The sequence below is a fragment of the Peptoniphilus sp. DNF00840 genome (assembly GCF_001553125.1).
Taxonomy (GTDB): domain Bacteria; phylum Bacillota; class Clostridia; order Tissierellales; family Peptoniphilaceae; genus Peptoniphilus_A; species Peptoniphilus_A vaginalis.
The window spans coordinates 1-14,418 of the sequence record NZ_KQ960230.1 but is presented as its reverse complement, the minus strand read 5'-3'; the positions used below and the strand labels follow the sequence as shown (position 1 = coordinate 14,418).

Here is a 14,418-nt window from a genome sequence, read left to right as displayed (position 1 = left end):
ATTAATAAGTTATTACAAATTGGCACCTAATTGGTGCCTTTTTTAATTGCAATGAAGTCAAGCTTTATTGTAAACTATAATTAAAATATAAGAAGCAGTGATACTATGAAGAAAAAAACTTTAATCTTAATAAGTCTTCTTGGCTTGGGAATTTTTTTTGCCATCTACAACTTCAATCGCTATCCAAAAAAAGTTGTGGCACAAATTCTTTACACAGTTGACGATAGGGTCTTTGCCTTTGTAGATAAAAACATCCAAGACTTTGGTTTTGCAGATATCTTCAGAAAGGTCAAGGAGAGTGGCGACTACGGAATAAGGCTGAGCCTTGAAGATAATAAAAATGATAAATTAAATATAATCAACTTCCAAAGTCCCAACAAGAAGGAGAGCTACTACCTAGAGAGAAGAGAAGTTGACCACAAGATAAAAACCTATGGAGAAAAAATTGTAAATAGCGACGTCTATCTCTACAGGAGAGACATCTCCGACTTGCCACTTTACATTGATAGGAACACCATGGTCAACCTAGCTCGTGACTCCAAGGTTATGTTTGATCTTGGCTATGACATTACAAACAAAAAATTATTTCTCCCACCAGTTTCACTTTCTGAGAAGAACACAGAACTTAAAAAGTATGTGAAGAAGGAGTGGGCAGGGACAATAAGAAGGACCAAGGTAAAAAAACTTTCAGGAAGGTCTTATGAAGTACAGGTAAGGTCTAAAGATTTAAAAGACCTCTTTGCAAAGATAGAGGACTTTTATTATGAAGAAGACTACTTCCCTTACACTTACCTTGCAGACCTATTGAGAAGAGAATTTGCAAAAATTTCAAGGGACTTAGACAAGAGGGACCAAATAATTTTCTACATCTACACAGATAAGGACAGGAACCTCTTGAGGCTAAAGTCCGACGACAACAAGTATGCCATTGCCATAAAAAACTACATGGAGTTAAAACTTCCAGACACTAGGATCTACATCGAGCCAGAGGAAAATGAAAAGCTAAGGACCCTAAAGGGAAAGATAAACAATAGGTCCTTTAGGATGTCCTACAATCCCGACTCCAAAATACTCATCTATCACGATGGTAAGACCTTAATAAATGCCAGATTTTATAATTTTGTAAGATCAAAGAAGTTTAAACTTATTGCAGATATAGATGGTGGGGAAATAAAAAAATTAAATTTAAATTTCTACACAATTCCAGAAAAAATTAACAGGGAGAAAAATTATATAGAAGTTTTGAAATTAAAAGAAGAAGATTGGCGAAAGCTAATAGGGGATGAAAAAGATGAAAAATGATATAAATAACAAGGACAGACTAATATTTAGGATCCTAATAGACTCACTGATGGTGGGAGCCTTGGCAGGATTGTTCTCTGTCCTCTACAGATTTGTGATAATGAAGATGGACTCCTACAGGGCCATCCTCTACAAGGAATTTAATTTAAGGTCCCTATTAATATTAATAGTTTTGGGAGCTGTGATTTCCTTTGTAATTTATACTTTACTAAAGTGGGCACCCCTATCAGGAGGCAGTGGAATCCCACAAATACGTGGAGAAATATTGGGTAAGTTTAGGATGGAAGAAATTCCAACCCTAATTTCCAAAATCCTTGGAGGTGGCTTGGGAAACCTCATGGGATTTTCTCTTGGAAGAGAGGGTCCATCAATTCAAATGGGTGGAGCAGCAGCTAAGTCCCTTGGCAAAATCCTAAATAGGCCACCAGATGAACTCAAGTATATGATAACAGCAGGAGCAGCGGCAGGACTTGCAGCAGCCTTTAACGCACCTATGGCAGGTTGTATCTTTGCCTTAGAAGAACTTCACAAGTCCTACTCAAAGTTTGTCCTCTTACCAGCCCTTATTGCATCAATAACAGCAAACTACATTTCCTTTGTGATAATGGGTGAAGAAACATCCTTCTCCTTCTTTGTAACAGAGTCCCTACCAATGAAACTCATTTGGGTTGCCATCCTAATAGGAATCATGACAGGCATAGTGGGAGGAGCCTACAACTACTTAATAACAAAATTTCAAGACCTCTTCAAAAAAATAAATTCAAAAATTGTAAAGTATGCCCTACTAATGGGAGTTACAATTCTTGTTGGCTATATGTTTTTTGAAGGAACAGGGGGAGGTCATGGTCTCTTAGAACACATGGCGAGAGAAAGATTTGCAGTAAAATATATACTAGCAATCCTCTTGGTAAAATTATTTTACACAAGCTTTTGCTACGGCTCAGGAGTCCAAGGTGGAATCTTCCTACCAGTTCTTGTAATAGGAGGGTCATGCGGAGCCCTAGTCTTTGCCTTCCTAGACAAGAGCTTTGAACTAGATGCCTTTTACATCAACTTCATAATCTTGGGCATGAGTGGAATCCTTGCATCAGTAGTGAGAAGTCCAATCCTCTCAATAATATTGGTATCAGAAATGACATCAACCTTTGAACACTTAATAGCCCTATCCATTGTAGTAGTAGTTTCATACTACGTGGCAGAAGCCTTAAGAGTCGCACCAATTTACGACACCCTCTTTGAAAGACAACTAAAGGACAAAAACTTATTAAGTCCTAAGGAAAGAGAACTTGGCGACTACTCAGTCTTTGAATACACAATCACAGATGACTTCAAAAATATGGGCAAGGACCTAAGAGATATAAAATTTCCAAAGCATCTTATAATAATGTCCATCGAAAGAGATGGAATAGAATTTGTCCCAACAGCTGACGACTTGATCTTGCTTGGCGACAAAGTCACAGTATTAATAAGTGCAGAAGACGCCCTAGACATTGACGAATTTTTTAGGGGCGAATAAAAATTTTAAAATTGATAAAAAGAAAGAAGTGCAGGTTAATTTTCTTGCACTTCTTTTGCTTTTAAATTTAATTTTACAGACTTTCTAAATATTTTTTAACTTGTGGACCTACATAAGCCTTGCCGTCTTTTAAGAGGATAGGTCTCTTAACTAGCATGCCGTCAGTTGATAGGAGTTTAAAGATTTCATCTTCTGTCATGTCATTCTTCTTGTCCTTTAGGTTTAGTTCTCTATACCTAACTCCTGATGTGTTAAAAAGTTTGAAGACGTCAACTCCTGCTTGGTCTTTAATTTTTTTCAGTTCATCAACACTTAAGAGGTCCTTGTCGATCTCTCTGTAGTTGTAGGAAATATTTCTTTCTTGCAAAAGCTTTTCTATATTCTTGCAAGTGCTGCATCTTTTGTATCCGATTAATGTGTTCATAATAGCCTCCTTCTATGTCAAATTATACTACAAGAAATTATAAAAAGATTTTAAAAATTTTTGTAAAGAGTGTTTACATTTTACTTTTTCGTGGTATACTAATAATAGTACAAATTAAGATTAATGTAATGAAGTAATAAAAAGCTTTTTAGATTTTTCTTATTTGTGAACAATGACAATTCCATCCAATAAAAAGAAAAAACGTATTTGATTTTATTAAATTTATTAGCCTCCCATTAAAAAGGCTTTTATATAAATTGAAATTGAAGATGTAATTAAAGTACGATGGTAAATAGTTTAGTAAGTAATTGTTATTTACTCTAAGTTTTTATATAAATGGCAGAAAGTCCTAGAGTTGGGAGCTTTCACAAAGGTTAATTTATATAGGGCTTTGGTAAAAAAAGAATATAGGTGATAGATGTGATTGAACCAAAAAGTTTAAATTGGATGGAATTAAGTATTTGAAAAGAATGTCTTTAAATTAATTAATTGATTGAGGACATTCTTTTTTTATGAATTTTTTTTAAGTGGGTCTAGGATATTTAAAAATTTTATAAACTAATAGGGTCTTTACTTAGTCTTAATAGAAAAATTTGCTTACTTAATAAATTATTAATTTAGAAATAGAAAAAAGTTTTAGAATAAAAAGTTAAAAAATTTATAAGAGAAAAAATTATAAACAGTCAACTAATATAAAGTTATAATTATTTTTTAGGATAAAACAAAATAAAAATCTACATAAAAAATCTCCACCTATTGCACATAAGTGGAGATTTATTTTCATTTAATTAACTTTTATCAATCTTCTTTTGCTAAGATTTTTGCAGCCATTTCCTTACCGAAGTCGATAAGTTGTTTTAATTCTTCGGAATTTGCTGCGCCTTGGATTTCAAGTTGAGTGTCAAGCACATTGTACTTGCCATCTTCCATATATTTCTTTAGATTTTTTAGGGCTCCACCTGACCAAGAGTAGGAACCGAAGATTCCCCAGTAGTTGTTCTTCATTCTTTGGTGAGAAACTTCTGTCAAAAGGTAGTTCATTGGAGGGAAGAGGTTGTTGTCGTAAGAACAAGATCCCAAGATAACTCCCTTGTATCTCCAGATGTCAGAAAGTAGGTAGGAATAAGAAGTCTTTGTGATGTCACGAACCTTTACATTCTTAATTCCACCTTCAGAAAGTCCCCTTGCAACTGCTTCTGCCATTGTTTCTGTGTTACCGTACATTGATCCGAAGATTACTACACAGCCTTCAATAGTTTCTTGCTTAGCAAGTGATGTATAGATGTCGATAATCTTTTGTGGGTTCTTTCTCCAGATTGGTCCGTGGTCTGGACAAATTAATTCAATATCAAGACCTTCTAACTTATTAAGAGCTTTTAAGGCTTGTGTTGCATACTTACCAACAATGTTGATGAAGTATCTTGTTGTTTCTTCTAGGTAGTTTGAATCATATTCGATTTGGTCGTCGAAGATGCCACCGTCAAGAGTTCCAAAGCCACCAAAGATATCTTGTGAGAATAGAGTCTTAGTTGCTTCTTCGTAGGCAACCATTGATTCTGGCCAGTGAACCATTGGAGTCATGTAGAAAGTTAACTTTCTATTACCAAGTTCTATAGTTTCTCCTTCTTTAACTTCGATGATGTTGTCTGTAACTTCGTAAAAGTTCTTTAACATTGCAACAGCCTTCTTGTTTGTAACAAGTTTTGCATCTGGATAGATGTCCAAGATTGACTTAATTGAAGACGTGTGGTCTGGTTCCATGTGATTGATTACTATGTAATCAATTTTTTCATTTTCTCCAATAATTTCATGAATTTTTTGAATGTAATCGTCAATTGTGTTAACTCTTACTAGGTCAAAAAGTATATTTTTATCTCCCTTTAACACATAAGAGTTGTAAGCAACACCCTTTGGTAGTGGCCACATTCCTTCAAATAGTTCAGTCTTTCTATCATTTGTACCTATAAAATAAATATCGTCTTTAATAGGTACTGACAATAAGTTTTCCATAAATCCTCCTTATATTTTATAAAATAAAGACTTAAGTTTAAGTCCTTGATCTTAACCATTTAATAAAGTTAAATTACCCTAACTTACATACCCCATAATTATAATAAAAATCAGGAATTTATTTTTTAGTAAAATTCTAAAAAGTCGTGTCTCTCGCCCTTTTCCTTGTAGCCAAGAATTTGATCTATGTTGACATTTTCTGTAGCACGCAAGATGTTTATGTCCACGTTTTTGTTTTCTTTCTTTAACTCTTCGATGAGGTCTTTGATAAAGAACCTCTTGTTACCAGACTGCTTTTGCGTAACAGTGCAGGCACAGTCAAGAGCAGAAAGGCCAGTGGACTTCATAAACCTAATAATAGCTTCTTCTCTCACAAGATACATGGGCCTAATGAGTTCTAAGCCTTCAAAGTTTTTGGATTTCAACTTTGGCATCATCGTCTTGAAGTCGCCAGCGTAGATTATATTTAAAAGAACTGTCTCAATAACATCATCAAAGTGATGACCAAGGGCAAGCTTATTGCAGCCAAGCTCTTGTGCCCTGTTGTATAAGTTGCCTCGACGCATCCTTGCACACATATAACAAGTTGATCCACCTTCTGACAACTTCTCAGCAACGGAAAAGACATCAGAGTTGTGAACCTTGACAGGGATTCCAAGTTTCTCACAGTTGTACTCCAACCTCTCTCTATTCTCAGGAAGGTAGCCTGGGTCCATGGCAATGAATTCTAACTCAAAGGGAACCTTGTTGTGCTTCTTGAGTTCTTGCAAGAGCTTGGCAAGAGTTAGCGAGTCCTTGCCACCTGATATGGCAACTGCAATCTTGTCGCCAGGGCTAATCATTTCATAATTGTTGATCCCCTTGACGAATTTTTTATAAATATCTCTCCTGTAAGTTTTTATTAGGGACCTTTCTATGTCCACAATGCTTTTAACTTTTTCCAAAAATTTCACCTTTACCAATCTATTGTTATTATAGCATAGTTATTACTAATTAATAAGAATTTGAAAATCTTTAAGAGCCTCTTCATAGAAAAGAAGCTCGCAAGAAATTTTTCTTAAAAATTATAACACAAGTAGACTTTTATAAAAATATTTTTGGGCATATATAAGAGTAAGAGCCATTAGATTATAAAAAAAATCTCCTTTGTGTTATAATCTAGGTAATTAACTAAGGGTATCTAGGGAGCCTAGATGAAAGAAAAGGAAGTATAAAATGGTAAATTATAATGTGAAGAAAAATTACACCTTGCTTGTTGATTTCTATGAACTCACAATGGCCAATGGTTTTTTTAAGGAAGGACTAAGAGACAAGACTGTCATCTTTGATATGTTCTTTAGAGAAGTGCCTGACAACGGAGAGTACACAATTGTTGCTGGTCTTGAACAACTTATTGAGTACATGGAAAATCTTCACTTCTCAGATGAAGACATAGACTTCTTAAGAGACAAGGGAGTTTTTAACGAAGAATTTTTATCTTATTTAAAGAATTTTGAATTTAAATGTGACGTTTGGGCAATGCCAGAAGGAACTTTAGCCTTCCCTGGCGAGCCACTTATAATAGTAAGGGGTCCAGCTATCCAAGCTCAAATGCTAGAGACTATGGTCTTACTTACAATTAATCACCAATCTATGATTGCGACTAAGGCATCAAGAATTGTTAAGCAAGCTAAGGGCAGACCAGTTGTTGAGTTTGGATCAAGAAGAGCCCAAGGATATTCTGCAGCAAATCTTGGAGCAAGGGCAGCCTACATAGGTGGTTGTGCAGGAACAGCTAACACCTTGACAGACAAGATGTTTGGAGTGCCAGCTCTTGGTACTATGGCCCACTCCTGGGTTCAAATGTTTGACACAGAACTAGAAGCCTTTAGGGCCTTTGCAAGAGTTTATCCAGACAACTGCCTACTTCTTGTTGACACTTACGACACTCTTAAGGAAGGTATCCCTAATGCCATCAAGGTCTTTGACGAAGAAGTTGTAGCTCGTGGCTTTAGACCTAAGGGCATAAGAATTGACTCTGGAGATATAACATATATTTCCAACAAGGCGAGAAAGATGTTAGATGATGCAGGCTATAAAGATGCTAAGATTATGGCATCAAACTCCTTGGACGAGTACACAATTCGTACAATACTTAACCAAGGTGCAAAGCTTGACTCCTTTGGAGTTGGGGAAAGACTTATCACATCAAAGTCATCTCCAGTCTTTGGTGGAGTTTATAAACTTGTTGCCACAGAAGATGAAGATGGAAATATAATTCCAAAGATTAAAATTTCTGAAAACGTGACAAAAATTACTACACCAGGCTTTAAGGAACTTTACAGATTTTATGAAAATGAAACTGGCAAGGCCATGGGCGATGTAATTGCCCTAAGAGATGAAGAAATCCCTAAGGACAAATACGAAGTCTTCCACCCAATTTACACTTGGAAGCGAAAGACTCTTACAGACTACACAGCTAAGAAGGTTCTTGTCCAAATTTATGACAAGGGTGAACTTGTTTACAAGATGCCAAGCCTTGATGAAATAAGAGCAAGGGCTGATGCAGAACTTGATACCCTTTGGGAAGAAACTAAGAGACTTGACAATCCAAGTGAATACATTGTCGACTTGTCAGAAAAACTTTGGCAACTAAAGGATGACCTATTAAAGAAGCACGGAAAAAATTAAAATAAAAGTGAGGGAAGAGTTATATGCAGTACTACGGAAATGTTTTTAGACCGCCAAGTGAGGCTAGGTCACTAATAATTCAAGCTACAGTGGGTTGTTCTCACAACAACTGTACCTTTTGCTACATGTACAAGGAAGATGATTTTAGGATAAGACCCCTTGAAGATATAAAGAAAGACCTAATAGAAATGAGCTCCTATGGAGATTATTTTGAAAGGATCTTCTTGGCAGATGGAGATGCCTTGGTATTAAAGACAAAGGACCTTGTTGAAATCCTAAGGACAATAAAAAGATATTATCCCAACGTTAAGAGGGTTTCATCCTATGCAACTGCCCAAGATATAAATAGAAAGTCCCTAGAAGAATTAAAGGAACTTAGGGCTGAAGGACTTGAGATGCTCTACATTGGTTTCGAAACTGGAGATGAAGAACTCCTAAAGGAAATAAAAAAAGGGGTAACTTATGAAGAATATGTGACTGCCATGAAAAAGGCAAAGGAAGCAGGTTTTATAACTTCTGTCACAATCATAGCAGGTCTTGGTGGAGTAGAGGGCATGGAGAGAAATGCAATAGGAACTGCAAGATTAGTTTCAGAAACTAAGCCAGACTTCTTGGGGTATCTTACAATGAGAATTTACAAGAACACACCTCTTTATGAAGACTATGTCACTGGCAAGTTCAAGATGCCAGATGCTGGTCAAATCCTTGAAGAGATGAAGATATTCTTGGAGAACGTGGACTCTGAAGGCACAGTGTTTAGGTCCAACCACGCATCCAACTACGTTCTACTTGCGGGAACATTAAACGAAGACAAGGAAGGCCTAATAAGGGCGATAGAAAAAACTTTAAAGAAAAAGTCTTTTAGACCTGATGTATTGAGAGGATTTTAAAATTGAAAGACAAAAATTTTGAAAGTATGGATGAAAGGCAAAGTTTAAAAAATTTAAAAAAAGAATTGGACTCAGGAGTTATTTCCTTTGAAGAGAAAACTGAGGAGACATCTCTTGCCCTAAATCCTGTTAGGTATCTCATACCTCTTGAGTCAAGTCCTAACAAGAAGGAGAAACTTGACATTGACTACAAGAAGAAGGACCAACCTAGTGATAAAAATTTCGAAATTATTATAGAAGTAAATCCCAAGGGATATGAAGAAAAGAAAAAGAGAAGGAGGGGGTCAAAGCTCCCTGCCCCTCACAGGTCTTACCCTCTTGAAAGGGTTAGAAGAGATGAGCCAAAGATAAAGAAGGGGTCTCTCTTCTACGACTACCTAGAGATTTACTTAAACAGGACAAAGAACATAGAGAGACAATTCTTTGAGGATTACTTTGGCTTGTAGGCACAAGAAAAGAGGAAGAAATGGAAGAGAAAAGAGAAAGAGAAATTGAAGAAAAGAAAATACCATCAAGCTTATCCTTTAAGACTGATGTCTACAAGAAGATATTTTTGACAGGACTTGCCCTCTTATTTGTGGCATACTTATTTGTAAACTCCAAGACAATATTTTCAGGTCTTGGAGTTTTACTTGGAGTTGTGACTCCCTTTATCCTAGGTGGAGTCATAGCCTTTATAATGAAGATACCCCTAAACTTTTTAGAGAGAAAAGTTTTTGACAAGATAAAAAATGAAAAATTTCAAAAGCACAAGAGGACTCTTTCCATCGCTATATCCTTTATAGTGATAATCCTCGCCATATTTATAATTACGGCAATAATAGTCCCACAACTTATCAATTCCTTTAACGAACTTAGGAAGTCCCTTCCAAGTTTCTTGCAAATGGCAATAGATAAGACAAGGGACATACCTTATTTGAGCAATTACTCTGATAAACTTCAAGCTGACTACGACAACTTATCTTGGAATGAAATTTTTAATAGGGTCGGGAGCTTTGTGAAGTCCGACGAAAAGTCATCCTATATATTAAACTCTGCCTTATCAACTGCATCCAGTATCCTAGGTGGCTTGGTATCCTTCTTCCTTGCCCTTATTACATCTATCTACATCCTTGCAGACAAGGAAAGACTTGGCTACCAAGCTACAAGAATTTGCTACTCATGTTTTAACAACAAGTTGGCAAATAAAATCTTGCACGTAGCCCACCTCTTACATGAAAACTTTTTTGGTTTCATAAGGGGACAGCTTACAGTGTCAAGTTTTATAGGCATAGCGACTTTTGTGTTTTGCTTGATTTTAAGAATTCCCAACGCAGCTACAATTGGTGTAATAGTTGGCGTAACAGACCTTGTGCCAATCATTGGACCCTTCCTTGGTGGCACCATGGCCTTTGTTATGACTGTAATTAAAGATCCAACTAAGGGGATGGCATTCATAATCTTGATTCTTATCTTGCAACAAATTGAATCAAACCTCGTTTATCCAAAACTTGTGGGTAACAAAGTAGGACTTCCATCCCTATGGACTCTTGTGGCAATCACTATTGGTGGATCCCTCTTTGGAGTAGTGGGCATGTGGGGCTTCATACCCCTTGCATCAACTATCTACGCTCTTATGAAAGAGTACACAGAGTACAAGATCAAGGAAAAAAACTTAGACCTAAGAATGAAGAAAATTTAAAAATTTTAAGAAAGACTTCTCATGTCATAGTGAGGAGTTTTTTTATGCAAGTTAATAAAAAATTATAAGTTAATAAGAGCTTGCAACTTTATAGAAAATTACAAGCTTACAAATTACTGCTAAGTCATAAAAACCTACAAAGTCACAAACAATTACAGAGTCATAAAGATTTATAGAGTTACAAATAATAAAAATTCACGCAAAACTTACAAGATTAAGCTGAGCCTAGTTGCTAATTATTGAAAGTTCCCTCTTATGGGTATAATAGAACAGAAGAAGAAAAATTTTAAAAATATTAAAATTTTTAAGAATGAAAGCTAAAGTCTTCACACTAATGAAGATGAATTGATTAAAGGAGAGATTATTAATGATTGAATTTAAAAAAGTCAGCAAGATCTATCCCGGTAATCAGGTTGCAGCGGAAAATATAAATTTAAAATTTAAAGATGGCGAGTTTATATGTTTTATTGGAGCCAGTGGATCGGGCAAGACCACCTGTATGAGGATGATAAACAGGATGAACGAAATCACTTCAGGAGATATCCTCATTAATGGAGTCAGCATCAAGGACATGGACCCAGTTGAGCTCAGGAGGCAAATTGGATATGTAATCCAACAAATTGGACTCCTGCCCCATATGACAGTTTACGATAACATAGTTTTGGTCCCAAGACTTTTGAAATGGGACGAAGAAAAGTTAAGGCCCATTGCAGAAAACCTAATTGAAAAAGTGGACCTACCTCTTTCCTACTTAGACAAATACCCATCAGAATTATCTGGTGGTCAACAACAGAGGATTGGAGTTATAAGGGCTCTGGCAGCAGACCAAGACATTATCCTAATGGACGAACCCTTTGGTGCCCTTGACCCCATAACGAGAGATGCCCTTCAAAAACTTGTAAAAAGACTTCAAAGAGAAATGGGCAAAACAATAGTCTTTGTATCCCACGACATGGATGAGGCCCTTTCACTTGCAGACAGGATAGTTATTATGAAGAAGGGTCACGTTGAACAATTTGATACACCTGAAAATATACTTAAAAATCCAAAGTCAAAATATGTAGAAGAAATGCTTGGACAAGAAAAGATGAACGAGGCAAAGACTTCTTATAGGACTGTGGAGACAATAATGTTAAAGAACCCAGTTTCCCTTACAAGTGACAGGTCAACCTATGATGCCCTTGCCCTTATGAGGAACAAGAGGGTCGATACAATTTTTGTAACAGACGAAGAAGGTCACTTACTTGGAGCTGTGGGTATGTTTGACATAGGAAGATTTGGTAAGCACATAAAAGCTCTTCATGAAGTCATGGACACGGTCTATGCCATAGGAGAGGACACAGTAATTATGAATGCAATTCATGACATCTACAAGCTAGACATAAAAAACCTGCCAGTTGTTGATGAGGAAGACAAACTTGTTGGTCTTGTTACCAGGGCATCAGTAGTAGATACAATTTACACCAACCTCTGGGGAAATGAAGAAGAGGAAGAGGCTGAAGAAGTCTACGAAGAGGACAACTTGTCTGAACTTATGAAGGATGCATCGGGTGAGTCACCTAAGAAAATAGGTGATGATAATGATTAATTTTTTACTAGCAAATAGTGGGGAGATTTTGTCAAAGTCTATGGAACACCTTATGATTGCGGCAATTTCTCTAGCTCTTGGAATACTTGTGGCAGTTCCTCTTGGAATTCTGCTTAAGAGGTCCAAGCAGGTAGCAAAAATTGTTATGGCAATAGCATCAGTCCTTCAAACAGTTCCATCCTTTGCCCTCTTGGCACTTATGATTCCACTTTTTGGAGTTGGAAAGAAGCCTGCCATAGTTGCACTTTTTATCTACTCCTTGCTTCCGATTATGAGGAACACCTATCTTGGAATAGGAGGAGTGAATGAAGGCCTAATAGATGCAGCTAAGGGAATGGGGATGACAAGGTCGCAAATACTTTTCAAGGTCCAAATTCCTATGGCTATGCCAGTCATCATGGGTGGCATAAGACTTTCAGGAGTTTACGTTCTTGCCTGGACAAGCCTAGCAGCCTATGTGGGAGCAGGTGGACTTGGAGACTTTATCTTCAACGGACTAACTAATGCCATAATGCCCATGGTAGTTTGGGGGACAATTCCAGTTACCCTTATGGCAATAATTGTGGACTTCCTCTTTGGCATCCTAGAAGAAAAGCTATCTCCCAACAAGAAAAGTGAGGTGGCATAATGAAAAAAATTAAAAAATTATTTTTAATCTTTCTTATCCTGACAATCTTTTTAACGTCCTGCACCCTGCCAGGTCTTGGTGGCAATACAAAAACTAGCGTAGTTGTGGCAACGGGATCCAACACAGAAAGACAGATCCTGGGAGAAATTGTTAAGCAAATGATAGAACATCACAGCGACATAGATGTTTCACTAATCACCAACTTATCATCATCTGTCCTAAACCACATAGCAATGTTAAAGGGAGATGTAAATATTGTTGGAGCCATGTACACAGGAACAGCCCTAAGTGGTGAACTTGGCATGGACCCCATCAAGGACCCAAAAGAGGCAGAGAAAGTTGTAATGCAAGAATACTACAAGAGGTGGCAGAGGTACTGGTACCCATCCTTTGGCTTTGACAACACCTACGCCTTTATGGTTACCAAAAAATTTGCAGAAGAAAATAAGCTTAAAAAAGTTTCTGACCTTGAAAAATTAAAGGACAAGCTTGAAGTTGGAGTTGACACAGCATGGATTAAGAGAGAGGGTGACGGTTACAAGGCCTTCAAAGAAATCTACGGTTTTGACTTTAAGACAGTTTACCCCATGGACATTGGCTTAGTTTATACAGCCCTTGCCAGTGGAGAGATGGACCTAGTCCTTGGATATTCCACAGACGGAAAGATTTCATCCTATGACTTAGTTGTCCTAGAAGATGACAAGAGACTTTTCCCACCCTACGATTGCTCACCAGTTTTGTCAAAGGCAATCGTTGAAAAATATCCAGAGCTTGAGACAATAATGATGAAGCTTGTGGGACAAATCTCATCAGAAGACATGCAAGAGTTAAACCGTCAAGCAGACGAAGAGCTTGAGATGCCAAGAGTAGTTGCAGAAAACTTTTTGAAGAAGCACAAGTATTTTGAAGACGTAAAAGTTGACGAAAACAAGATAAAAGAATATAAGGAATTTGTGGAAGGAGGAAAAAATGTCTGATGTAATAATTTACTATATGGAGAACGCATCCTATGTCTTTGAACAATTTATTAGACACTTTCTAATTTCCATCTACGGAGTTCTCTTTGCATCAATCGTGGCAATACCACTTGGCTTTGCAGTTGCGAGAAAGGGAAACCTATCAAGACTTACAATAAGCATTGCTAATGTGATGCAGACCATACCATCCCTTGCCATGCTGGCTATCCTTATGTTTTTAATAGGGACGGGACCAAACACAGTGGTCTTTGCAGTCTTCCTATACGCAATCCTTCCAATATTAAAAAACACAGTAGGAGGAATCAACTCAGTGACGCCAGACCTTATTGATGCAGCCAAGGGAATGGGAATGACAAAATACCAAATAATGATAAAGGTAGAACTTCCCCTTGCCATATCAATAATAATGGGTGGCATAAGAAATGCCCTTGTCCTTGCCATAGGAGTAACAGCAGTGGGAACCTTCATAGGAGCAGGAGGCCTCGGAGATATAATCACTAGGGGAATCACTGTTGCCAATGGAAGCCCTATAATAATAGGAGGAGCAATCCCAACAGCCCTCATGGCAGTCTTGGCAGACTTCGTCCTTGGTGCAATAGAAAATAAATTAAAGCCAAGAACCTTTACAAAGATATAGAATAATGAAAAACTCAGGTTGTAAAAGATCTGAGTTTTTTTTGTGGTATGACGGGCATGTCCTAATGCTGGGGTGAAATTCCCTACGGAGCGTAG

The 14,418-nt window shown here is 37.1% G+C and carries 13 protein-coding genes; 10 read left to right on the top strand and 3 right to left on the bottom strand.

What is annotated here, in order from left to right; translation table 11 throughout:
- Nucleotides 1-105 precede the first annotated feature (105 nt).
- Both HMPREF1864_RS05985 and HMPREF1864_RS05980 read left to right on the top strand, forming a co-directional pair.
- Nucleotides 106-1,302 (top strand): hypothetical protein, encoded by a 1,197-nt coding sequence (locus HMPREF1864_RS05985; protein WP_062571922.1) that lies wholly within the window; start codon nucleotides 106-108, stop codon nucleotides 1,300-1,302.
- Entirely contained in the window at nucleotides 1,292-2,818 is a 1,527-nt protein-coding gene (locus tag HMPREF1864_RS05980) for a ClC family H(+)/Cl(-) exchange transporter (protein ID WP_062571921.1), read from the top strand. The genes HMPREF1864_RS05985 and HMPREF1864_RS05980 overlap by 11 nt, the downstream gene beginning before the upstream one ends.
- A gap of 73 nt (nucleotides 2,819-2,891) precedes the next feature.
- On the opposite strand, the gene HMPREF1864_RS05975 is transcribed toward HMPREF1864_RS05980, so the two are convergent.
- The 3 genes from HMPREF1864_RS05975 to HMPREF1864_RS05965 all read right to left on the bottom strand — a co-directional run bounded on the left by HMPREF1864_RS05975 (nucleotide 2,892) and on the right by HMPREF1864_RS05965 (nucleotide 6,196).
- Nucleotides 2,892-3,242: a Spx/MgsR family RNA polymerase-binding regulatory protein gene (locus HMPREF1864_RS05975; protein ID WP_062571920.1), complete on the bottom strand. Its 351-nt coding sequence runs from the start codon at nucleotides 3,240-3,242 to the stop codon at nucleotides 2,892-2,894.
- A 798-nt stretch (nucleotides 3,243-4,040) separates the two neighbouring features.
- Nucleotides 4,041-5,252: an FprA family A-type flavoprotein gene (locus HMPREF1864_RS05970; RefSeq protein WP_062571919.1), complete on the bottom strand. Its 1,212-nt coding sequence runs from the start codon at nucleotides 5,250-5,252 to the stop codon at nucleotides 4,041-4,043.
- Nucleotides 5,253-5,377: 125 nt separating this feature from the next.
- The gene (locus HMPREF1864_RS05965) at nucleotides 5,378-6,196 is read right to left on the bottom strand and encodes a tRNA lysidine(34) synthetase (protein WP_062571918.1); all 819 of its coding nucleotides are present in this window, start codon (nucleotides 6,194-6,196) and stop codon (nucleotides 5,378-5,380) included.
- 271 nt (nucleotides 6,197-6,467) lie between these two features.
- Between HMPREF1864_RS05965 and HMPREF1864_RS05960 the strand changes: the two genes are divergently transcribed.
- The 8 genes from HMPREF1864_RS05960 to HMPREF1864_RS05925 all read left to right on the top strand — a co-directional run bounded on the left by HMPREF1864_RS05960 (nucleotide 6,468) and on the right by HMPREF1864_RS05925 (nucleotide 14,323).
- On the top strand, nucleotides 6,468-7,922 hold the full coding sequence (locus tag HMPREF1864_RS05960) for a nicotinate phosphoribosyltransferase (RefSeq protein ID WP_062571917.1): 1,455 nt from the start codon (nucleotides 6,468-6,470) through the stop codon (nucleotides 7,920-7,922).
- 23 nt (nucleotides 7,923-7,945) lie between these two features.
- Nucleotides 7,946-8,812 (top strand): radical SAM protein, encoded by an 867-nt coding sequence (locus tag HMPREF1864_RS05955; RefSeq protein ID WP_062571916.1) that lies wholly within the window; start codon nucleotides 7,946-7,948, stop codon nucleotides 8,810-8,812.
- Between the two features lie 2 nt (nucleotides 8,813-8,814).
- Nucleotides 8,815-9,258 carry a hypothetical protein gene (locus tag HMPREF1864_RS05950; protein WP_062571915.1) on the top strand — a complete coding sequence of 148 codons (444 nt, stop codon included), beginning with the start codon at nucleotides 8,815-8,817 and terminating at the stop codon, nucleotides 9,256-9,258.
- 20 nt (nucleotides 9,259-9,278) lie between these two features.
- Complete coding sequence (locus HMPREF1864_RS05945) at nucleotides 9,279-10,493, top strand: AI-2E family transporter (RefSeq protein ID WP_062571914.1); 1,215 nt, start codon at nucleotides 9,279-9,281, stop codon at nucleotides 10,491-10,493.
- Nucleotides 10,494-10,860: 367 nt separating this feature from the next.
- Nucleotides 10,861-12,081: an ABC transporter ATP-binding protein gene (locus HMPREF1864_RS05940; RefSeq protein ID WP_062571913.1), complete on the top strand. Its 1,221-nt coding sequence runs from the start codon at nucleotides 10,861-10,863 to the stop codon at nucleotides 12,079-12,081.
- Nucleotides 12,074-12,709, top strand: coding sequence for an ABC transporter permease (locus tag HMPREF1864_RS05935; protein ID WP_062571912.1), 636 nt, complete (start codon nucleotides 12,074-12,076; stop codon nucleotides 12,707-12,709). The genes HMPREF1864_RS05940 and HMPREF1864_RS05935 overlap by 8 nt, the downstream gene beginning before the upstream one ends.
- Nucleotides 12,709-13,686 carry an osmoprotectant ABC transporter substrate-binding protein gene (locus tag HMPREF1864_RS05930; protein ID WP_062571911.1) on the top strand — a complete coding sequence of 326 codons (978 nt, stop codon included), beginning with the start codon at nucleotides 12,709-12,711 and terminating at the stop codon, nucleotides 13,684-13,686. Before HMPREF1864_RS05935 ends, HMPREF1864_RS05930 begins: the two co-directional genes overlap by 1 nt.
- Nucleotides 13,679-14,323 carry an ABC transporter permease gene (locus HMPREF1864_RS05925; RefSeq protein ID WP_062571910.1) on the top strand — a complete coding sequence of 215 codons (645 nt, stop codon included), beginning with the start codon at nucleotides 13,679-13,681 and terminating at the stop codon, nucleotides 14,321-14,323. Before HMPREF1864_RS05930 ends, HMPREF1864_RS05925 begins: the two co-directional genes overlap by 8 nt.
- Nucleotides 14,324-14,418: the final 95 nt, after the last annotated feature.